Below are 21,877 nucleotides of genomic sequence, written 5' to 3'. Positions count from 1 at the left end.
GCGGCCCGTTGCCTGGCCCGAGCTGGCAGATCGGGGGCCTGCCGTGTCACACTGTCGTTCGACGACGCATGACGGCCCGGCTCCGCCTCCTGCAGGTCTGCGAGCAGTCCTTCGACCGCCTCGACGGCGATGACGTCCTGCGGCGCCGCTGTCGGCGCTGCGATGTCGCGGTCCACAACTACGACCTGCTGCCGCAACGCGAGCGCGACGAGCTGCTCCGGCGCTCCGACCAGGAGCGGACAGCGTGCGTGGGGACTGCGATGCCGGTGGCTGCCGCGCCGAGTTGCCGCGCGGGCCCGGCGGAGGACGAGGCGCAGCCGTTCACGCAGGCGGTAGCGATCCGCGAGGAGATGGTGCTGGCCCCGCAGTGGTGGCGCGTGCTGTCCCTGCCGACGCCGGCGGTCGTCGCGGCGATCCACGAGCTGGCCGGTGATTACGGTCTCCGCGATCACTCGCACGCAGGCGCCGCGGGCTGGGACCTGCACGACCGGGAGCGCGCGCTGTCGCTGATGGTCCGCGTGCAGTCGCGGGGCGATCGCACGGAGATCGGCGTGCGCGTGTACCCGCTCGAAGCCGCAAAGACGGAGTCGGACCCGTCCGCCCGCGCCATCGTCATCCTTGTCCTCATCTCCCGGCCCGCAGCGTGGCTCGTGATGGTCGTAGCGATATTGGTCGGGGCCGCCGTCCGCGCGCTCGCAGAGGCGCGAGCTGGCGGCGCTACAGGAGCGCACGGGGGTTCTCAAGGAATGGGGCGAGACCTGGCAGCACGGTTTCTTCACTGCTCTCGAGGCCCGCCTCGGCCCGTCGCAGCTCTACCGCTGACCGGTGTCTCACGCTGGGCGAGTACTCGATCGTGGTCGACGTCGACAACGACGGGTTGGCCGAGATCCTGCTGACCTCGCGCACGGGCCAGCCGGCCCTGCAGGTCCTGCGCGACGCCGAGGACCGGTGATCCAGGCGCGCCGGATCTGGAACCAGCACGCCTACGACGTCACCAAAGCCCGGCCTCGGCGTCCGCCAGAACGGCGTTCAAGCCTCGCCCCTGCTCACTCCTCTCGGAAGTGGAATCGGCCGGTTTCAGATCAGACCCGGCGCGGCAGGCCCACAGCGAATGGTCTTTGGGACAAACCGCCACCGATGATGGCGACGAGCAGGCATGCCGCGTCACAGTCCCGGCAGCGCGGCGTTGTGACACCGTCTTGCGTTCTGTGGTTAGCCGCCGAAGGATCGTCTTGGGCTTTTCGACGCTCACGCGTTCGGCAGGCTAGCCGCCTCTTCATGGTGACCGCCGCTCGGATCGTCGACGCCCGTGTACCATCACACGATGGGACAGCAGACGGCGCCTCCGCTCACGTCGAGCGAGCTCAGCGCGCGTCGCCCTCGGAGCTTCCCAGCTGAATGCGCCGCACCGCGGCGCGCGCTGCTCGTACATCGAGCTCCCCGTCGATCGCAGCGCGAACGACAGGATCCAGCTCCACGAACATGCGAGCGAGCCGGAGCACGGCGGCCTTCGACGCTTCCATCCACGCTCCGTCCGTGGCTTCAAAGACCTCACTCAAGCTCAACACGACCGGCTCGCTCTGGTCGTCCGAGTACTGCCAATCAAAGTCCACGGTGGTCCCGTCCCCTCGGGCCCCACACAGATCCGTGCCCAGCACGTCGACGAGCTCCTTCGTCGCCGGTGCGACGGGCGTCATCCAGGCGAACATCGTCACGATGAGCAGCGTGCCTTCACTGCGCATCTCCATCTCGATCGACCGATCGAGCTGATCCACGGGCCAGTCGAAGACCAGTCGAGACGAACCGGAGACTCGCACCTGCGCGCCTGCCGAGGTCATGAACGCTTCGGCATTCGCGCCCCACCCGCGCCGCATGAAGTGGGCAGCCGGGTTGTACTTCTGGATGAATCGAGCGAGCGCTGCGCCGTCGACCTCGAGCGCGTCGCTCGTCTCGTCCTCGATGACCGCCAAGATCAGAGACGGCTCGCGAAGGTCGAAGCCGATCAGTCGGCTCACGAGCTTCGAGTTGAAATACGGATCGTTCTCGCGATGGCTCGCCAGCATCCCGAGCCCGACGGCTTCGACCTGCGCTTCGAATCGCGAGTCGCTCCGCGCGAACGCGGTCAGGACATCGAGGGCGATGAGCTTGAAGTTCCAGTCGACATCGGCGCGGGCAGCAAAGGCCTCTATCGCCGGAATCGCTTCAGGGCCGATCGACGCGAGCACCGTCGGGATCTCGGAGGAGGCCTCGAAGGCTTCAGCGTTCTTCTCTTCGAGCAGGGCCTCGAGCAACGGCGTGACGGCAGAGACCGCGCGGAGCTGTCCCAGGGCTCGCCACGCATGATGCGCCGCGCTCTCCTCGACCGGAAATCCCGAGTTGACGTGAGAGAGGTCCGAACGAACGACGACGTCGATGAGCTCCGCGACATGCTCGGCTCGCAGGCCGAGCTCTTCGACGTAGTTGGGCCATTTGGTTCGCGACGAAGCGTGCCCGTACGAGAACAACTTGGCGACCGGCGCCGAGAAAGTGGTCGAGGACATCGCGCTCGTCGCCTTCTTCTTCGCAGACGTCGCCTTCTTCTTCGCGGGCGCCTTCATCTTCGCGGGCATCGGGTGCAGCTCCTGTTGTATTGGCTCAGCGTGAACGGGACAGAGGGTGGGTTGACGAACGGAGACGCTGAGGGTGAAGTGGAGGGTCGAGAGAAGTTACGCGGCGGTGCCGAGGTGGTCCAATTCTCGGCGCTTGCGTCGGAGCTCTCGGGCTGCCTCGAGCTTGCGATCGCGGCCGGCCCAGATCTCGGTCTCGCGTCCGAGGAGTTTGTCGCGCGGGCTGACGTAGCCGATCGCGCTGTGAAGGCGGTGGTTGTTGTAGTGGTCGATGCGGGTGGCGATGGTGGCGTGGGCGCCGTCGGGCGTGACGGCGTGGATGGTGTTCTTGTCGAGGGTCCGGTGATACCGCTCGATCTTGCCGTTGGCCTGCGGGTAGTTCACCGAGGTCCGGACGTGGGTCAGGCCGGCGAGGTCGATGAAGCGGCGGAAGTCGCCGGCGATGAACTGCGAGCCGTTATCGGAGATGACCCGCGGGTGAGCGCCAGGGTGGGCCTCGAGGGCACGCTGGAGGATGAGCTCGACGTCGGCCTCGGTCATGCGATCGAGGAACTCCCAGTGCACGACGTATCGGCTGTAGCCGTCGAGGACGGAGCACAGGTAGTAGTAGACGCGGGCAATGGTGATGACGGCGATGTCGATGTGCCAGTGCACGTGCGGGCCGAGGGGCTGGACGAAGCCGGTGCCCTTCTTGCTCGGCTTCGGTCGATGACGATCGAGGCGACCGGCCGCCCGCAGGACGCGGTAGGCGGTCGCAGGGCTGACGGCGACGACGTCGTCGTCGAGCATCATGAAGGTCAGCCGGCGGTAGCCCTCGAGCGGGTGCGCATCGAAGTAGTCGACAATCGCCTGGCGCTCCCACGGCTCGATCCAGTGGTCGCGCGGGGTCTTGCCGTTGTGCTCGTTGAGCTTGCCGTATCGCCGGCGCCACTCGTAGAACTTGGCGCGGGCGATGCCCAGCCACCCCACAAACTTCACGAGCGGCACCTCTGTCTTTTCGGACAGCCGATGCACGAAGTCGACGACCTGGTCGCGCTCGTCGTGGGGAACCCAGCGGTCCGTCAGGGCTCCCCAACAGATTTTTTTGTGCGGACGAGCTCCTCGGTCACCTCGGCGATCACCTCGTCCTTGCGGGCCAGACGGGCCCTTAGCCGCTCGTTCTCCGCGAGCAGCTCCTGCTCCCGGCTGGTCTCGACGCGCTTGCGAGATTCCCCGAAGGCCGCCGCGCCGTGCTCGAACAGGTGGCGCTGCCAGCCGTAGAAGACGCTCGGCTGCAGCTCGGCGCCCTCGCAGACCTCCGACACCGGCACCTTCTCGAGGTGGTGTCGACGCAGCAGGTTGATTTTCTGGTCAGGGGTGTGGTGACGACGTGTCTTCTTGCTCATGGGCGGTCCTTGCCCCGGCTCCTTCTACCAGGCCGGGGCGTGTCCCATTCCAGCTGAGCCAAAACACTGTCTTGCATCGCGGCCCACTCTGCGGCGATCTCGCGCCCGGATCTACGACGAAAAGCAGAACCAAGTTTCCCTACGCAGATCCGTTCGCCGCGGTGCGGCCATCGGCGTATGCCCCGGCATCGCGCTTAAGAAGTTTCAAGCCACAATTCTCGCGCCGGGTCCAGTACCTGAGTCGCGGATAGTCCGCGGATGAGGGTCGCATCGTCGTCCAGGGCGCTCGCTATCGAACCCGACTACAGCGCGAACTGGACGTCATGGCGTGAGCCGGCGCGACAGGCGAGCGAAATTGCTCACTTCGGCGGGTCGGGGACGTGCGGGTCGGAGCGCGACGCCAGGGGCGCGCGGTCAGCAGGCGAACAACAACACCTGGCCCGGGGGATGGGCTGGGCGGAGCGTGCTCGGTGCGCCGGCTGGTCGACGCGGGCGATGGCGCGCGAGCCGCGGATGCTGTGGATGCTCCACGCGGCGGGCCTGATCGACAGGGTGCTGCCATGCCGGCCTGGTGCCGCGGGTGGGGTCCGGACGACGCGGACCTCGGCCACGCGCGCGGCGGCGTCGTAGAGCGGGTCTCGTGGCGCTTGCTAGGGCGTCGACGTCGCGGCGGGCAAAAAGCGCACGTCGGCGCCGGCCTCCTCGAAGGCGTCGTCGGTGCGGAGACGTCGCTTCCTCGCCCTCGCGCTCAAATCGCCGCCGTGACGGGGGATGGGCGGAATGCGCGGAAGTGCGCATGGCGGGCTGTGCTGCGATTGCGCCGGTGGGATTTTGTCCTAGCGACGTGGCGCATGGGCGCGGGTCAGTAGCCTCGATGCCAGGCATGCAGAAGATTCGCAGCTTCCTCGCCCTCCCTCTCGCTCGCGCGCCACAAGGAGACCTGCGACACCCTGCAGAAGAAGGGTTGAGGAGCGTCTCGGCGCGAGATCCGACCCCTAGAGTCGCGTGCGGAGAGAATTTGACGATGAAGCGGAACTGGCTCGGTGCGGTGGGGGTGTTTGTCCTCATTGCGGTGGGGTGTGGTGAAACGGACCCAACGACCACGGAGACGTCCAACGGGACGTCGACGTCCACGTCGATGGGGACCGGGACGACGGCGCCCGATCCGACGACGGGGGCGCCGACGACGGGGGTGCCGACGACCGGAACGCCGATGACGGGGACGTCGACGACCGGTGACGTCGTGCCGGAATGTGGCGATGGAATCGTGGGCGAGGGCGAGGCGTGCGATGACGGTGCCGACAATGGACCGGGCAAGAGCTGCAACGCCGATTGTGCGCTCAATGTCTGCGGGGACGGCGATCAGGGCCCCGACGAGGCGTGCGACAACGGGGCGATGAACGGCGACATGAACAGCTGCAAGTCGGATTGCTCGGCGGCGGCCTGCGGCGACGGGCTGATCGGGCCGGGGGAGGGCTGCGACGACGGCAATCAGGTCGACGACGACGACTGCACCAACAGCTGCGCGCTCGCCAGCTGCGGCGACGGCCTGGTCGCGCCGACCGAGGCGTGCGACGACGGCAATCAGGACAACACCGACGAGTGTACCAACAATTGCACGGCGGCGGCCTGCGGCGACGGATTCGTCGGTCCGGGCGAGGGCTGCGACGCCGGGCCCGACAACAGCAACAGCGGCGCCTGCACCCTCGAATGCAAGGAGAACGTGTGCGGCGACGGGTTCGCCCAGGCGGGCGTCGAGGAGTGCGACGAGGGGGCGAACAACGGGCCGGGGGCGGTGTGCAACGCGATGTGCGTGCTCAACGTGTGCGGCGACGTCGACAAGGGCCCGGACGAGGAGTGCGACGACGGCAACATGATGGCCGGCGACGGCTGCTCGGCGGGGTGCAAGCTCGAGGGCTGCGGCAATTCGATCGTCGATCCCAACGAGGACTGCGACGACGGCAAGGACGGCGACAACGACGACGGCTGCACCGACGTGTGCAAGTTGCCCGCCTGCGGCGACGGCTTCGAGTCGCCGAGCGTCGGCGAGCAGTGCGACCTCGGGCCGGGCAACAGCGACGCCGCGGCCTGCACGGCGGGCTGCAAGGACGCGGCGTGCGGCGACGGGCTGATCCACGCCAACGTCGAGCAGTGCGACGACGGGCCCAACAACGCCAACGACAAGGCGTGCAAGGCCGACTGCAGCAAGAACGTGTGCGGCGACGGCTTCGTCGGCCCCGGCGAGGGCTGCGACGACGGCAACATGAGCAATGCCGACATGTGCACCAACGTCTGCAAGCTGGCCGGCTGCGGCGACGGCTTCGTGCAGGCCGGCGAGCAGTGCGACCTCGGGCTGCTCAACAGCAACTCCGGGCTGTGCACGCTGGCGTGCAAGAACGCGGTCTGCGGCGACACATTCGTGCAGCCGGGCGAGCAGTGCGACGACGGCAACCAGGTGAACCAGGACGCGTGCACCAACACGTGCAAGAGCGCGGCCTGCGGCGACGGCTTCGTGCAGCCGGGCGAGCCGTGCGACGACGGCAACCCGAGCAACACCGACGGGTGCACCAACATGTGCGTGCCGGCGAAGTGCGGCGACGGCTTCGTCCAGCCGGGCATCGGCGAGACCTGCGACGACGGCAACAACGTGCCCAACGACGGCTGCAACCCGGGCTGCGGCACGACCTGCAGGAACGTCAACGGGCTCAACTGGTGCTACAACCCGACCGCGTGCGGGCAGGCGTGCAACGCGGTGTGCTCGTTCTACGGGCTCACGCCGGTGCCCGATCCGAACGTGTGGTTCGCGGCGCAGGACTCCGCGGAGGAGTGCCAGGCGTTGAGCACGGCGTTCGGCTTGAACGGGATCGCCATGAACGGCTGGACGCACGCCTGCCTCGAGGACGATGCTGGCGATCACGTCAACAACGCGCTGGTCGGGAAGATGTACTGCTCGCAATACGCCGGGTGCCCGAACGAGCACCTCAACAACATGGACGCGCTCGGGGTCGGCTGCGCCAACGGCCGGCGCTCGATCTGCCCGTGCCAGTGAGCGCGTGAGGCGGATGTCCCGGAGGACAGGATGTCCGCCGGGCGTCCGGAAGCCTGGCTCATCACGACCTCCTGAGCTGCACGAGGCCCTCGGCCTTGTCGTCGCGGTAGAACATGTTCATGGTCTCGAAGGGGATGATCTTGAGGTCTTTGCTGACGATGTGCACGCACGAGCGCTTGATCGCGCGCACATCGAAGTTGTAGGCGTCGATGAACTACATCACGATGACGCGGAAGATGTTCTCGTAGCTGAGCCCGAGCGCGGCCACCTGCGGCAGGCAGCACAGCAGCGCCTGCAGCTCGGGGGCGACGCCGTCGACCGTATTGCCGGTCGAGCGGATCGGCCGGCGCTTCGCCGCGTCGAGGATCTCGAAGAACTGCGGGTGGATCGTCGGCTCGCCTCCGCTGATCTGCACCACGTCCGGGCGACCCTCGCTGGCGACGATCACGTCGAGCATCGCCTCCACCTCCGCGAGCGTGCGGTGGCGGCCGCGGCTCGGCGACGACTCGGCGTAGCAGGTCGGCAGGTCAAGTTGCAGCGGTCCGTCACCTCGATCAGCGTCAGGCACGAGTGCTGCTCGTGGTCCGGGCACAGCCCGCAGTCGTAGGGGCAGCCGTAATGCGTCGGCGTGCCCGCGTGCAGCGGCGCCTCGCCCGGCGGCTCCGGCTTGAGCAGCTCGATGCCCAGGCGATAGCCGAGGTAGGCGAGCGGCAGCGGGTGCCTGGCCACACCGTCGCCGAGGTCGATCGCCCAGGGCAGGCTCGACGCGACCCCGTGGGTGCCGTCCTCGAGCCCGGCCATGAAGCAGCCGACGCGACCGATCGATCGGGAACTGCACCCGTGACGAGAACGTCGCGTCGCAGGAGGAGATGGCGGCCGCGTTCGCGGCGGTGGTCCGCGTGCTCAATCCGCGGATCCACTCGTCGGAGTCGATCGACTGCGCGACCTGTCACATCGCCCCTGATGTCGCCGCGTTCGCCCTGTCGACGCAGGGCCTCGACGCAGCAGACTATCCCGAGCGATTCGCCTCGAGCCAGCCGCTGGATTTCGCGGCGAAGAGCGAGACGGAGTCGATCGGCTTCGAGAATATGCACATGATGTCGTACCTCGGCACCTCGCTGAGCGTCACGGACCGCGTGGCCAACGAGACCGCGGCGACCCTGGAGATCATTCAGGGCGAGCGTGGTTGGCGGCGGAGATCTGGACGGCCTTGCCGCCGAGGGCGATCGGCGGGATGCTGGTCGGGAGCTCGTCGTCGCCGATGTTCTGCAGCGACGCGAGCGTGCGCGACGGCAACGCGAGCAACGGGCCCACAGGCTGCTTGAAAAGACAGGTGACTGTGCGCGCTCCCGCAGGTCGCCGGCGGCATGAAGGAAACTGCCTGTCCTCTGGTACACGTCGAGCGCTTGACCGGCGAGCGTGATGTCGCCCGTCGCTCGAACTTGCCCGTCTCCGTCCCCCCTCTACTCGTCTCGACGGCCCGACGACCGGCGGCCCGAAAGCTTGGCCCGATGGATAGTCCAGGTCGGCGTGGACGCCCTGATGCGCGGGAGCGCGATCTCCCGGTTGTCTCGAAATTTCGTCTCGATTTCGTCGCGAATTTGGCTCTTTTCGAGTCGGTCCGCCGTAAACGGGCCCGTAGGTGGGTCTAGCGCTGCCCGTGCATGATTTCACCAAAGTCTCGCGCAGCGCTGCACTGCAACAGCGTTTAGGACGGTCTCGAGCGGCCCCAAGTGGAACCGTTCCAGATGCGGGCAACGCGCTCCCGCGACGGCGGCCGCTGCTCGCCACGGCCGCAGGTGGTGTCCTGCCCCCGGCACACAGGACCCCCACCGCGACTCACTCTGTACGTCGGCTGCCGGTCTCCGCGCCAGTCCACCGAGGAGCCGCCGGGGAAGGCTCCTGACACAGGGTTGTCAGTCGTGGGGCATTCCTACGGCGGCGTGGTGATCATCGAGGCCAGCAACGATCCGAAAGTCCTCGACCGCGCAAGTTCCACCCCGCCTTCGCGGCCCCGCCGGTTCGCAGGCGGCAGCGTTCGGATCGGGCGCAGGCCGGCCCTGAGCCCGACGCCGAAAGCCGCCTGCTCGGGCAGCGCGCTAGCCTCGCGTGCGCAGTGGCAGGCACATCGCGCGCACAGCGGCTCCGAAGTGGCGCGAGAACTCTTCCGGCGAGCTGCAGCGGTGCTTGAAGCCGCGGGCGGTCGCATAAAGGATGTCGGCGAGCTGGCGCGCGGTCAGCCCGGCCGGCTTGTACGCCGCGGCCAGGCCGGCTGCGCGGATCGCCCTGGTGACGGTGTCGCTGAAGCGCTCGTCGTACTCGGAGACCATCGGCGCGACGAGCAGGTCGCGGGCCTCCTCGAGGTCGGTCACGTCGGTGCCAAGGAAACCGACGTGACGCCCGACCCAGACGTCGAACGCACCCGAGAGCCGGTCCTCGCACGTCCGCGCGCAGTCCTGCAGAAGCGCGGACGCGCGCTCGAGGCCGGTCGCCAGGGTGTGGCGGACCGCGTCTCGAAACAGGCCCTCCTTGGTCGAGAAGTGCAGATACAGCGCCTGGCGCGACACCTGCGCGGCGCGGGCGACCTCCTCCATCGACGTCTTGCGGTAGCCAAAGTGCATGAAGGTCGTCAGCGCGGCCTCGAGCAGCCGGGCGCGGCGTGGGTCGGCGGCGGTGTCGTCTTGGACCCTCGTCATGCCGGCGGTTTTGACAGCCACTGATTTTTTGTCAAGTGGTCGAGACCGGCGAGCCCGCCCGGCGCGTGCCGGCGGCGCACTCGTTCGTTCGAACTTTACAATTTTAACTAAAGTTGTACAATACGTATAAGGCGAGGCGAGCCCGTCGTCTCGCACGGCGTCCGCTGTCCGGACGCCGTGCGATACGACGCACCGGTCGCTCGCACCATCAGCGCCTTCACTGCATCGAGAGGTCCACCATGAGAGTCACCGCCCACGCCGCCAGATTCGCCAGAGGTCCGCTTGCACCGCTCGAGTACGAGGCACCGCCGCTCGGCCCCGACGAGGTCGACGTCGCCGTCACGCACTGCGGCATCTGCCTGACGGACGTCGACATGGTCGACAACAAGTGGGGTATCTCGAACTTCCCGGTGGTCGCCGGCCACGAGATTGTCGGCACCGTCGCGGCGATGGGTCCGGGCGTCGATACGAAGCGACTCCGGGTCGGCCAGCGCGTCGGCGTCGGGGCGATCTGCGGGTCGTGCATGCGCTGCGAGTGGTGCGAGGGCGGCAAACAAAACGTCTGCTCGGGCCGGGTCGACACGGTCATGCGCGGCCATCTCGGCGGTTTCGCCAGCCACGTGCGCGCGAGCCACTGGCAGTTCGTCCAGCCGATCCCCGAGGCGATCGCGTCGGAGCACGCCGGGCCGCTGCTGTGCGCGGGCGCGACGGTGTTCACGCCGCTGCTGCGCCACGGTGTGCGGCCGACCGACCGCGTCGCGGTCGTCGGCATCGGCGGGCTCGGGCACCTCGCGCTGCAATACCTGGCGCACTGGGGCTGCGACGTAACGGCGATCTCGTCGTCGCGCGACAAGGAGGCGCAGTCCCGCGAGTTCGGGGCGCGGCACTTCATCGCCACCCACGACGCCGACGAGCTGAAGCAGGCGGCCGGGCGCTTCGACTTCATCCTGAGCACGGTGTCGGCCGATCTGCCGTGGGACGACTATATCGCGGCGCTCAGGCCCCGGAGCACGCTGTGCATCGTCGGCGTGCCGGAGAAGCCGATCTCGATCCACGCGATCGGCTTGCTGGCGAACGAAAAGGTGGTGGCGGGCGGGATTCCGGGGTCACTGATCGAGACCCGGCAAATGCTCGAGTTCACCGCCCGCCACGGCATCAAGCCGGTGGTCGAGACGTTCCCAATGGCCGAGGCCACGCGGGCGCTTGAGCACGTCCGTCAGGGCAAGGCCCGCTTCCGGGCCGTGCTGGTAGCCTGATCTGTTCGAGATGTTGGGATCCCGCTCCATCTCGTGCGCAGCGCGTCGCCGTCCGAAGAAGTCATTTCAGACTACCAAGATCTCGAGAACAACCTTCAAGCCGCCAAGCGTCCGGCGATAGTGTCTTTAAGGCGCCAGCGGTCGAGAGAACCATGGCATTCGCGCGGAAGACCTTGTCCGGGCGGCCGCGGACGAAGCCGCCGCCGCCACCCATCGACCAGGCCGCGCTGGCGCGGCTGCGACGCGAAGCGGTCGGCGCCACGCACGGGCGCGAGGCGGCCGCGGCGGCGCTGAAGCACGTGAAGGGGACGGATTACGCCCTGCGCGAGCAGATCGACGCGCTCGACCGGGTGCAGATCGAGCGACGCACAGCGTGGCAGGAGCACCGGCGGGGTCGGTACCTGGGACCACGACGGCTTCTTCGGCTTGTACACGGAGGACGGCGAGTTGCTATCCAGCATGACGATGGATGGCGGCTTCAACAAACTGGACAGCTTCAACGGCATCGCCGTGGATCCATCCGGCGTCGCCCTGGTCGGCGGCGCGACGACGGCCGACACCGTGCGGGACGCGTGGGTCGTCAAGCTGGCGCCCTGAGGCCGCAGCGCCGCAACTGGCGCGGCCCCTGCGGGTGCTGGGACACGGCCGGGCTGTTGGACGGCAGGCGATCGCCTGTGCCTGCCGACCTCCTGGGACTCGGTCGAAGTGACCGCTTTCGCCGACCCCGAGCCGCGGCGCGTCGCTGACGGCGCGGAGTCCGAGGCATCCCAGCACGACTAAGGCCGCTGCGTATGGACACGACGACGCGGCCATTTCGTCTCGCTCGAGCTCGAACACTTCCCACGAAAGTGAACTCCAGAGCGGTCGGGGGTCGTCGAGCTGCTGCGCGCGGGGCCGACCGCGTGATCGCTCACCGCCGGCAGACGAGGCGGACCACAACCTTCATGCGGTCGCGGTACTCGGCCGGCGTGGCGACGCGGTGCTTGATCCCGGACGACACGTCGTACAGGTGCTCGGAGAGGTCGTTCGCCGACGTGCCGATGTCCTTCCAGCGCGCGCGCCGCGCAGGGCGCGGGCGAGGTCGGCGACGAAGTCGGCCTCCATCTCGGCGTACACCGGCCCGATGAATTGCAATGTCAAGGAGCGCTCGGACGCGCGGGCGGACGGGCCCCCGCCGCGCCGACGCTCACGCGCAGGCCCGCCCGGGCGCCCCGGCGACAGTTGGGCTGCGCGCTCCTAAACAGGGGTTCTGAGCGGTTCCGTGAATCCCCACTCGGGACCGATGCGCGGAGATGGCTTGGAGAAGCGCGGGACGAGCTACTCGGCAGCCGCGTGGTCGGGCAGAATTCGAGACATGTTTATGCGCCATCTCGGCGCGGTCACGACATGTCCGCCGCACACGTCACGGAGGGTCACTGGGCGCGCCGGCGCTGCCTGCGCATTAAAGTGTCGAGCCACACGAGACAGTGATGAGCAGTGGTGTGCATATTCGCCCGGGAACGCATCATGACGTATCTCGGCGGGAGGATGCGCAGCGGGAAGAGCGGCTGCGCTTATCTGCCGACGCGCGGCTCTGTCGACGACGGCGCGCGCGGAACGGCCGTGCGCACCATCCAGAATCCCGCCGAGCCCCACGTACGATTTCGCGCGGCGATACGGGAGGACGCTGCGATGGCGCCCAGACCCGCCTGGTCCAGAGTGCCCGGGTACACCACAGGAGAAGCCATGAAAGCGCTCGTATACCGCGGCCCACGCGACGTCAAGGTGCAGAACGTGCCCGATCCCAAGATCGAAGATCCGAAAGACGTCATCATCAAAGTCCATACTACCAACATTTGCGGCTCCGACCTGCACATGTACGAAGGCCGGACGACGCTCGAGGAGGGTCGGGTCCTCGGGCACGAGAACGTCGGCGAGGTGATCGAGGTCGGCAAGAACGTCTGGAAGCTGAAGAAGGGCGACTGGGTGTGCGTGCCGTTCAACGTCTCATGCGGCACGTGTGAGAACTGCGAGCGCGGCCTCACCGGTTTCTGCCTCGTCACCAACACCACCGACCCGCACACCGCAGGGGCGGCGCTCGGCTTCGCGGCCATGGGGCCGTATAATGGCGGGCAGGCCGAGTATCTGCGCGTGCCGTTCGGCGACTTCAACTGCCTGCGATTGCCGGAGGACGCGCCGGAGCGGCAGAGCGACTACGTCATGCTCGCCGACATCTTCCCGACCGGTTATCACGCGACGGAGCTGGCGCGGATGCGGCCCGGCGACTCCGTCGTCATCTACGGCGCCGGGCCGGTCGGCCTGATGGCGGCGTACTCGGCGGTCATCAAGGGCGCCAGCAAGGTCATGGTCGTCGATCGTCACTCCGACCGGCTCGCGCTCGCCGAGAAGATCGGCGCGATCCCGATCGACTTCTCCAAGGTCGATCCGGTCGAGGAGGTCCTGAAGCTCACCGGGGGCAGGGGCGCCGACAGCGGCTGCGAGTGCGTCGGCTACCAGGCGCAGGACGCGGCGGGCAACGAGCAGGCCAACATCACGCTGAACAACCTCGTCCACTCGGTGAAGTTCACCGGCGGGATCGGCGTGGTCGGAGTCTTCGTTCCGGAAGATCCGAGGGCCAAGGACGAGCTGGGCAAGCAGGGGAAGCTCGTCTTCGACTACGGCATGCACTGGTTCAAGGGCCAGTCCATGGCGACCGGCCAGACCAATGTGAAGGCGTACAACCGCCAGCTCCTCCGGCTCATCACGTCCGGCAAGGCACTGCCGTCGTTCGTGGTCTCGCAGGAGCTGCCGCTTTCGTCCGCGCCGGAGGCGTACAAGCACTTCGACCGGCGCGACCACGGCTGGACCAAGGTCTGTCTCAAACCTCACCTGTAGCTGCGGGAGGGCGACCTGCAAAGGCGGCTGTGGATTCGAGCCGTGTTCCGACGCCGGTGACCCCGGGCCGACGTGCGGCTCGGTCCGGGCCAATCGCCGTCTCGTCACCCGTGCGCCTGGAGGCGCTCGGTCGGGTCCAACGTCAGCGCCGCGAGCAGCGAGTCGAAGTCGTGGGCGCCGTCGTGTCGGCGCCCGTTGATGAAGAACGTCGGCGTCCCGCCGACCCCGCTGATCGCCCCGCTATGAACATCGGCGCGGATCTTGCCGAGGTGACGGTGGGAGCGCAGATCGTCGGCGAAGCGCTGCATGTCGAGCCCGAGCGCGCGCGCGTGTCGCTCGAGGTGCGGCAGGCTCAGCGCGCGTTGGTCGCCGTACAGCAGATCGTGCATGTCCCAGAACTTCCCCTGCGCGCCCGCAGCCTCGGCGGCCTCGGCGGCGAGCTCGGCGTGGGGGTGCGCGCCGACCAGCGGGAAGTGGCGGAACGCGAAGCCCAATCGGTCGCCGAGCGCGGCCCTCAGCGCCGCAATGGTCCGGTGGGCCTGGCCACAGTACGGACATTCGTAATCGCCGAACTCGACTAGCTGGATCGGCGCCGACGACGGCCCGCGCAGGTGATCGTCGCGATCGAGGGGTGGCTTGAGCGTGCTCATGGGTGTGTCTCCTGTTGTCGGGGTCGCGTCTGGCGCGGCTCGTCCGGACGCAGCCGCTCGAGCGCCGCGAGGATCCCGTCGGCGCCGGGGTTGACGCCGCTCGGCGACAGGTAGCTCCACGCGATCCGGCCGTCGCCGTCGATCACGAACAGCGCCCGCTCGCAGACCCCTTCCTTGTCGTCGTAGGCGCCATACGCCCGGCCGACCGCCCCCTTGGGCTCGAAGTCGGCGAGCAACGGAAAGCCGAGCCGGCGGTCGCGCGCGAACGCGAGGTGGCACCACACGCCGTCGGTCGAGATTGCGAGCAGCTGCGCGTCGTGGGTGCGGAACTCGTCGAGGATCTGGTTGTAGACGCTCATCTGATCGCCGCAGACCGGGCTCCAGTCGGCCGGGTAGAACGCGAGGACGATCGGCCGGCCGCGGAAGTCGGACAGCGAGACGGCCTGATCCGGCGTCGCCTTGAGCGTGAAATCGGGGGCCTCGACGCCGGGCTGTAGAATGGTCGATCGTTGCACGCGACAAAGCTTGATCCCCCCACGCCGGATGTCAATGCGTAATGGTCGCCGCCGCGCCGGTCCGCCCGCTGCTCAGCGCTGTCCCCCCGGCGAATGGCATCAACCGGCGATTTGAGCGCCGGTCCGATCGGGCCCTACGCCTGCTCGCATGGGCTCGCATGGCTGCGGCGGTCCCTGCAACGAATTGGTTCGAATTCATCGCACCGAGCCTGACCGGTGCCCCACCCGGCGCCGGCGGCGATCGAGTGTGTGCGGGGCGGGGGCGGGCGCGGGCCGGCGCGCCGACCTCCGCCAAGGGGTGCCGGGGCTGCTTGCCGGGTCGGGGTCGGGTGCTATTCAGATGAGGCGCGGGATCGCGCGTGAATGGAGCGAGCCGCGATGAAGACAGATATCGAATTGCAGCGTGAGATCCTCAGCGAGCTGGCCTGGCATCCGTCGGTCAATCCAGCCCACATCGGCGTGACGGTCAAGAGCGGGGTGGTCACGCTGACCGGGCACGTGCCCTCGTACGCCGAGAAGTACGCGGCGGAGAAGGCGGCCAAGGGGGTCTACGGGGTGGCGGCGGTGGCCAACGAGCTCGAGGTCAAGTTGCCGGGGTCGAGCCAGCGCACCGACGAGGACGTCGCCATCGCGGCCGTCAACGCGCTCAAGTCGAACGTGCTGGTGCCGAGCGACCGGATCAAGGCGATTGTCAAGGACGGCTGGGTCACGCTCGAGGGCGAGGTCGAGTGGCAGTACCAGAAGGAGGCGGCCGAGCGCTCGGTCCGCTACCTGACCGGGGTGCTCGGGGTGACGAATGCGATCACGGTCAAGCCGATGCTGTCGCCGACCGACATCAAGAGCAAGATCGAGGAGGCGTTCAAGCGCACCGCCGAGTTCGACGCGCGCCGGGTGACGGTCGAGGTCCACGACAACAAGGTGACCCTGCGCGGCCACGTCCGCTCGTGGCTGGAGAAGGAGGAGGCCGAGCGGGCGGCCTGGCGGGCGCCGGGGGTCCGGAGCGTCGACAATCTGATCGTCGTCACCCCGTAAGGCGGCGAAAGGGGGCAGTCATGGCGACCACGAGGCGCCGAGATTCAGCCGTCTGTGTGCAGTTTTGTCAAATGGGCGGCGGAGGGAGCGCCTCGGGCCGGCTCGCAAGTCACGACGACCCCCACGACCGACCTCGACGGCGAGGCGGGCGAACGCGACAACGCCCGAGCGCGTCGAGGTGGACGTCGCACATGTCCCAGCGGACAGCCAACTGGATCCGCGCCGCCGCATCCACCGACCTCGACACCCGGCGACCACCGGGGTCCAAGTCCTCCGAGCGCCGCGCTGGCGAGCGCGGTGACCACGCTGACGAATCGCGGGCCGGTCAGCGAACACTGCTCCTCCAGTGTCACCGTCGCACCACCCGCCGTCCGGTGGCGACGGCGGCGAGCGGTGCTACGGGACAGGCCTCGCGCGGAGAGCGTTGCAGCATGAACGATGGCAACTACAACGACGCCTGTTCGCGGATCACCCTGCGGGTCAACGGCGCCGCGAAGCAGCTCGACGTCTCGCCGTGGACGACCCTGCTCGACGCGCTGCGCGAGCAGCTCCACCTGACCGGCACCAAGAAGGGTTGCGATCACGGGCAGTGCGGCGCGTGCACGGTGCTCGTCGACGGCCGGCGGAGCAACTCGTGCCTGTCACTGGCGATCATGCGCGACGGCGCCGAGGTGACGACGATCGAGGGCCTCGCCGAGGGTCAGGCGCTGCACCCGTTGCAGCAGGCGTTCATCGATCACGACGCGTTCCAGTGCGGCTACTGCACGCCGGGCCAGATCTGCTCGGCGGTCGGGTTGATCCGCGAGGGCCGGGCGCGCACGCCGGACGAGATCCGCGAGCTGATGAGCGGTAACATCTGCCGCTGCGGCGCCTACCCGCAGATCGTCGCCGCGATCGAGCAAGCCATGGGCCACGAGGAGGGGCGATGAACCGCTTCGCCTACCTCCGGGCCGACGACGTCGGCGCCGCCGTGCGCGCGGTCGCGGCTGACCCATCGGCCAGGTTCATCGCCGGCGGCACCAACCTCGTCGACCTGATCAAGGAGAACGTCGAGCGGCCGACGCGGATCGTCGACATCACGCGCCTGCCGCTCGGCGAGATCGGGCCCGGCGAGCGCGGCGGCCTGCGGATCGGCGCGCTGGTGAAGAACTCCGACCTCGCGTACCACCCCGAGGTCGAGCGGCGCTACCCGCTGCTGTCGCGGGCGATCCTGTCGGGCGCCTCGGCGCAGCTCCGCAACATGGCGTCGACCGGCGGCAACCTGATGCAGCGGACCCGCTGCAGCTACTTCTACGACACCACGACGCCGTGCAACAAGCGCGAGCCCGGGACCGGCTGCGCCGCGCTCGGCGGGTTCAACCGCATGCACGCGATCCTCGGCGCCAGCGAGCAGTGCATCGCCGTCAACCCGTCCGACATGAGCGTCGCGCTCGCGGCCCTCGAGGCGGTCGTCCACGTCACCGGCCCCGAGGGCGACCGCGCGATCGCGTTCGCCGAGTTCCACCGCCTGCCGGGCGACGCCCCGCAGCTCGACACCAACCTGCGGCAGGGCGAGCTGATCACCGCGGTCGAGCTGCCCGCGCTCGGCTTCGCCGAGCACCACGCCTATTTGAAAATTCGCGACCGGGCGTCGTACGCGTTCGCGCTGGTCTCGGTCGCCGCGGCGCTCGAGCTGCAGGGCGGCACCGTCACCGAGGCGCGTGTCGCCCTCGGCGGCGTCGCTCACAAGCCGTGGCGAGACCGCGAGGCCGAGGCGCTGCTGGTCGGCCGGCGCGTGGCGCTGGAGCACTTCCAACGCGTCGCCGACGCGCTGCTGCAGGGCGCGGTCGGCCGCGGCGCCAACGACTTCAAGATCGAACTGGCGCGGCGGGCCATCGTCCGCGCGCTGAGCCACGCCGCAGGGAGGACGAGCCGTGACGACGCACGTCGGTGAGCGAGTGAGCCGCGTCGACGGACGCGCCAAGGTGACGGGCAAGGCCAGGTACGCCGCCGAGCACGCCGCGCCGGACCTCGTCCACGGCTTCGTGATCGGCAGCGCGGTCGCGCGCGGCACGATCACGCGGATCGATGCCTCGCAGGCGCTGGCGCTGCCGGGCGTGCTGCAGGTGTTCACCCACGAGAACGCGCCCCGGCTCGCGCGCGGCGACAAGCGCTGGCGCGACGAGCTCGCCCCGCCCGGCTCGCCGTTCCGTCCGCTGCAGGACGCGGAGATCCGCTGGAGCGGCCAGCCGATCGCGCTCGTCGTCGCCGACAGCCTCGAGCTCGCGCGCCACGCCGCCTCGCTGGTGCGCGTCGAGGTCGCCCCCGCGCCGCACGAGACCGACCTCGAGGCGCACCGCGAGCGCGCCTATAAACCGCCGCCGCACGAGCGCCCGTCGGTGACGCCGCCCTCGCGCGGCAGCGCCGACAAGGCGTTCGCCCGCGCCCCGGTGCGCGTGCAGGCCGAGTACCGTGTGCCGGTCGAGCATCACAACCCGATGGAGCCGTTCGCTACGACGGTCGTCGTCGACGAGGACGGCACGCTGACCGTGTACGACAAGACCCAGGGCGTGCAGAACGTCCAGAGCTACCTGACCACCATCTTCGGCGCCGAGGCGGGCGAGATCCGCGTGCTCGCCCCCTTCGTCGGCGGCGCGTTCGGCTCGGGGCTGCGGCCGCAGTATCAAGTGGTGCTCGCGGTGCTCGCCGCGCGGCAACTGCAGCGCTCGGTCCGCGTCGCGCTGACGCGCCAGCAGATGTTCACCATCGGCCACCGACCGACCACCTGGCAGCGCCTCTCGCTGGCCGCGACCCGCGACGGCGCGCTCGCGGCGGCGATCCACGAGGCCGTCGCCGAGACCTCGCGCTTCGAGGACTACAGCGAGACCGTGGTCGACTGGACCGGCCTGATGTACCGCTGCGACAACGTCCGCTTCGCTCACGAGGTCGTCGCGCTCGACCTGTTCACCCCGATGGACATGCGCGCGCCCGGGGCCATGTGGGGTGTCTACGCGCTCGAGTGCGCGATGGACGAGCTCGCGGTCGCGCTCGCCGTGGATCCGCTCGAGCTGCGCCTGATCAACTACGCCGAGCACGACGGCAACGAGAAGCGGCCGTACTCGAGCAAGGAGCTGCGCGCCTGCTATCACCAGGCCGCCGAGCGGTTCGGCTGGTCGCAGCGCGACCCGGAGCCGCGCTCGATGCGGGACGGCGACCTGCTGGTCGGCTGGGGCATGGCGACCGGCGCGTGGGAGTCGACCCAGCGCAAGGCCTCGGCGCGCGCCGTGCTGACCGCCGACGGCCGGCTCGCCGTCGCCAGCGCGACCGAGGACATCGGCACCGGCACGTACACCGCGATGACGCAGATCGCCGCCGACGCGCTCGGGCTGCCGCTGGAGCGCGTCACGTTCAAGCTCGGCGACTCGGCCCTGGCGAGCGCGCCGGTCGAGGGCGGCTCGTTCACCGTGGCCTCGGTCGGCTCGGCCGTCGACGCCGTCTGCCGCGAGCTGCGCAGCAAGCTGCTCAAGCTGGCGCAGCAGCTCGAGGGCTCGCCGCTCGCGCGCCTGCGGCCCGAGGACGTCGAGTTCATCGGCGGCCTGCTGCGCGCGCGCGCCGACCCGTCGCGGGCGCTGACCTTCGCCGAGGTCCTCCACCGCGCGGGGATCGACCATCTCGCCGACGAGGTGACCACGCGCCCGAGCAAGGCCCACGAGAAGTACTCGCGCTACACCCACTCCGCCGCGTTCGCGGAGGTCAAGGTCGACCCCGAGCTCGGCACGATCCGCGTGACGCGGGTCGTCACCGCGATCGCCGGCGGCCGCGTGATCAACCCGAAGACGGCGGAGAGCCAGGTGATCGGCAGCGTCGTGTGGGGCATCGGCGCGGCGCTGCAGGAGCACAGCGTGATCGACCACGCCCTCGGCCGCTTCATCACGCACAACCTCGCCGACTACCACGTGCCCGTGCACGCCGACGTCCCCGACATCGAGGTGATCCTCGTCGAGGAGCGCGACGAGATCGTCAACGCGCTCGGCGCCAAGGGCCTGGGCGAGATCGGCGTCGTCGCCGTCGCGCCGGCGATCGCCAACGCCGTCTGGCACGCGACCGGCAAGCGGATCCGCGAGCTGCCGATCACGCTCGACAAGCTGCTGTGAGGCTCAGCCGACCATCACCTTCGCCTCGGGGAACGACACCCGCGCGCTGCGCGGGTTGCCGAGCGCCAGCGCGGGCGAGACCGGGCCGACGCGGCCGATGAACCTGACCGCTTGATGTGATCGCCTGCCGACTCCACGGGCGCAATTCGCCCGGCATGTCGCCGGGCGAATAGGCCGCCGCTCGTGAGGTACTCGGCGAGGTCGGGTTGGTGAGGGCCTGGGACGTGGCATTTAGGCCACGTTCGCGTTGTAGGCCGCATTCGTGAGGGCCTGGGACGTGGCATTGAGGGCACTCTGCTTCTCCATGTTCGCGTTGTGGATTGCATTGGTCAGGGCCTGGCTTTCCGGCAGCGCTGCCGCGACATCGCCCGGACGCCGCGGCCTTCGTCGGCGCGTGGAGGTCGGTCGACTTGTCTCGACGGCCCATCGACCGGCGGCCTGAAGGCTTGGCCAAGCAGCGGGCCTACGTTGGCTTGGACACCCTCATGCGCGACGGCGCGATCTCTCGGTTGTCTCGAAAATTCGTCTCGATTTCGTCGCGAATTTGGTTCTTTTCGAGACGGCCCACCGTAAACACGCTCGTAGGGGGGCCTAGCGCCGCCTGTACATGACTTCACCAAAAACCGCGCACAGAACAGCGCTATAGCCACTTGTAGGCGGTCATACGTGGCCGGCGTGTGGAACCGTTCCACATGCGGTTAGAGCGCAGACCGGCCTCAGCGACCCGCCAAGCGACCACGTCCTGGGACTCGACCGGCTGGTAAGCGCTCACGCGAAGCGGAATATCCTGCCCTTCGGCACGAACGGTAGGTGGCGCCCCTCCGGCGGCCGCGACCCGTACCTGTGGAACGTCGCATGCGACTACGTGATCAACGGCTGGCTGGTCGAGATGGGGATCGGCGAGTTGCCCGAATTCGGGCTGCTGCACGACCCGGAGCTCAAGGACTGGGCGGCGGAGGCGATCTACGACCACATCGTCGTCAACCTGCGCCGCTACCGAAAGCTGGCGACGCTGTGCGGGTTCGGGCTCGGCGACATGCTCGGCGATGACGCGCAGCCGGGTGGCGAGGGCGTGACGCTCGACGCGTTCTTCCGCCGCTGCTTGGCGCAGGGGCTCGAGTACCACCGCGCCGAGGGCCGCGGGCTGCTGCCGGGCGGGCTTGTCGAGGAGATCCGTGCGCTGGATCAGCCGCCGCTGCCATGGGACGTCGAGCTCGCGCGGTGGTTCGACGAACACTTCGCGCCGCTCGAGCGCCGCCGCAGCTTTGCACGGGCGAGCCGCCGCCAGTCGTCGACGCCCGACATCCCGCGGCCGATGTGGGTGCCTGCGGCGCGCGAGGACGACGGGCGCACGTTCGGCGTGGTGCTCGACACCTCGGGCTCGATGGACCGCAAGCTGCTGGCGAAGGCGCTCGGGGCGATCGCCAGCTACGCGATGTCGCGCGAGGTGCCGCAGGTGCGCGTCGTTTTCTGCGACGCTGTGGCGTATGACGCTGGCTGCGGCGACGGGGCGCTGCTCGAGACAGCGAGACGAGGCTCGACGATCGCCTGTTCCTCGGGACAGGACGTCTCCGCTCGACCTGCCGGACCTCGTCGGGAACGACATCGGCGGCCGAAAGCAAACACCGGCGGCGCCGCGGCGAGCGACAGCGCGTGTCGAGCGACACCGGCGCCCAGGGCG

Annotated in this window: 16 protein-coding genes and 2 pseudogenes; 9 read left to right on the top strand and 9 right to left on the bottom strand. The window is 69.0% G+C overall.

What is annotated here, in order from left to right; all coding sequences use genetic code 11:
- Positions 1–1,364: 1,364 nt before the first annotated feature.
- The 3 genes from OV090_RS11365 to OV090_RS11355 form a co-directional block, all read right to left on the bottom strand.
- Entirely contained in the window at positions 1,365–2,609 is a 1,245-nt protein-coding gene (locus OV090_RS11365; protein ID WP_267703608.1) for a hypothetical protein, read from the bottom strand.
- A 96-nt stretch (positions 2,610–2,705) separates the two neighbouring features.
- Positions 2,706–3,584, bottom strand: a complete 879-nt coding sequence (locus OV090_RS11360; RefSeq protein ID WP_267701424.1) for a DDE-type integrase/transposase/recombinase — start codon at positions 3,582–3,584, stop codon at positions 2,706–2,708.
- An 83-nt stretch (positions 3,585–3,667) separates the two neighbouring features.
- On the bottom strand, positions 3,668–3,991 hold the full coding sequence (locus OV090_RS11355; RefSeq protein WP_267701425.1) for a transposase: 324 nt from the start codon (positions 3,989–3,991) through the stop codon (positions 3,668–3,670).
- 1,138 nt (positions 3,992–5,129) lie between these two features.
- On the opposite strand from OV090_RS11355, the gene OV090_RS11350 reads away from it, so the two are divergent.
- A complete protein-coding gene (locus OV090_RS11350) occupies positions 5,130–7,040 on the top strand; it encodes a DUF4215 domain-containing protein (protein ID WP_267703607.1) in 1,911 nt (636 codons plus the stop codon).
- Positions 7,041–7,101: 61 nt separating this feature from the next.
- On the opposite strand, the pseudogene OV090_RS50630 reads toward OV090_RS11350, so the two are convergent.
- From OV090_RS50630 to OV090_RS11325, 3 genes and pseudogenes are all read right to left on the bottom strand, one after another.
- Positions 7,102–7,670, bottom strand: a pseudogene (locus OV090_RS50630) (radical SAM protein); the annotation flags it as partial.
- Positions 7,671–8,207: 537 nt separating this feature from the next.
- Positions 8,208–8,336, bottom strand: a complete 129-nt coding sequence (locus OV090_RS11330; RefSeq protein WP_267703603.1) for a hypothetical protein — start codon at positions 8,334–8,336, stop codon at positions 8,208–8,210.
- Positions 8,337–9,139: 803 nt separating this feature from the next.
- Positions 9,140–9,736 carry a TetR/AcrR family transcriptional regulator gene (locus OV090_RS11325; RefSeq protein ID WP_267703602.1) on the bottom strand — a complete coding sequence of 199 codons (597 nt, stop codon included), beginning with the start codon at positions 9,734–9,736 and terminating at the stop codon, positions 9,140–9,142.
- A gap of 239 nt (positions 9,737–9,975) precedes the next feature.
- Here OV090_RS11325 and OV090_RS11320 point away from each other — a divergent pair, with 239 nt between their 5' ends.
- Positions 9,976–10,992: an NAD(P)-dependent alcohol dehydrogenase gene (locus OV090_RS11320; RefSeq protein WP_267703601.1), complete on the top strand. Its 1,017-nt coding sequence runs from the start codon at positions 9,976–9,978 to the stop codon at positions 10,990–10,992.
- A gap of 95 nt (positions 10,993–11,087) precedes the next feature.
- On the opposite strand, the gene OV090_RS11315 is transcribed toward OV090_RS11320, so the two are convergent.
- Positions 11,088–11,453 (bottom strand): hypothetical protein, encoded by a 366-nt coding sequence (locus tag OV090_RS11315; protein ID WP_267703600.1) that lies wholly within the window; start codon positions 11,451–11,453, stop codon positions 11,088–11,090.
- Positions 11,454–11,457: 4 nt separating this feature from the next.
- On the opposite strand from OV090_RS11315, the gene OV090_RS11310 reads away from it, so the two are divergent.
- A complete protein-coding gene (locus OV090_RS11310; protein WP_267703599.1) occupies positions 11,458–11,589 on the top strand; it encodes a hypothetical protein in 132 nt (43 codons plus the stop codon).
- Positions 11,590–12,717: 1,128 nt separating this feature from the next.
- The gene (locus tag OV090_RS11305) at positions 12,718–13,866 is read left to right on the top strand and encodes a glutathione-independent formaldehyde dehydrogenase (protein WP_267703598.1); all 1,149 of its coding nucleotides are present in this window, start codon (positions 12,718–12,720) and stop codon (positions 13,864–13,866) included.
- A gap of 104 nt (positions 13,867–13,970) precedes the next feature.
- Here the strand turns inward: OV090_RS11305 and OV090_RS11300 are convergent, their stop codons facing one another.
- Both OV090_RS11300 and OV090_RS11295 read right to left on the bottom strand, forming a co-directional pair.
- Positions 13,971–14,516: a thioredoxin domain-containing protein gene (locus OV090_RS11300; protein ID WP_267703597.1), complete on the bottom strand. Its 546-nt coding sequence runs from the start codon at positions 14,514–14,516 to the stop codon at positions 13,971–13,973.
- A complete protein-coding gene (locus tag OV090_RS11295; protein ID WP_267703596.1) occupies positions 14,513–15,031 on the bottom strand; it encodes a redoxin domain-containing protein in 519 nt (172 codons plus the stop codon). The genes OV090_RS11300 and OV090_RS11295 overlap by 4 nt, the downstream gene beginning before the upstream one ends.
- Before the next feature lie 378 nt (positions 15,032–15,409).
- On the opposite strand from OV090_RS11295, the gene OV090_RS11290 reads away from it, so the two are divergent.
- The 5 genes and pseudogenes from OV090_RS11290 to OV090_RS11270 form a co-directional block, all read left to right on the top strand.
- Entirely contained in the window at positions 15,410–16,063 is a 654-nt protein-coding gene (locus OV090_RS11290; protein ID WP_267703595.1) for a BON domain-containing protein, read from the top strand.
- A 431-nt stretch (positions 16,064–16,494) separates the two neighbouring features.
- A complete protein-coding gene (locus OV090_RS11285; RefSeq protein ID WP_267703594.1) occupies positions 16,495–16,992 on the top strand; it encodes a 2Fe-2S iron-sulfur cluster-binding protein in 498 nt (165 codons plus the stop codon).
- Positions 16,989–17,996 (top strand): xanthine dehydrogenase family protein subunit M, encoded by a 1,008-nt coding sequence (locus OV090_RS11280; protein ID WP_267703593.1) that lies wholly within the window; start codon positions 16,989–16,991, stop codon positions 17,994–17,996. The genes OV090_RS11285 and OV090_RS11280 overlap by 4 nt, the downstream gene beginning before the upstream one ends.
- A complete protein-coding gene (locus OV090_RS11275; protein WP_267703592.1) occupies positions 17,977–20,196 on the top strand; it encodes a xanthine dehydrogenase family protein molybdopterin-binding subunit in 2,220 nt (739 codons plus the stop codon). Before OV090_RS11280 ends, OV090_RS11275 begins: the two co-directional genes overlap by 20 nt.
- Before the next feature lie 826 nt (positions 20,197–21,022).
- Positions 21,023–21,694, top strand: a pseudogene (locus OV090_RS11270) (peptidase); the annotation flags it as partial.
- Positions 21,695–21,877 lie beyond the last annotated feature (183 nt).

The sequence above is a fragment of the Nannocystis sp. RBIL2 genome (assembly GCF_026626745.1).
In the GTDB taxonomy this organism is placed as follows: Bacteria; Myxococcota_A; Polyangia; order Nannocystales; family Nannocystaceae; genus Nannocystis.
This window is presented reverse-complemented; position numbering and strand designations above follow the sequence as displayed.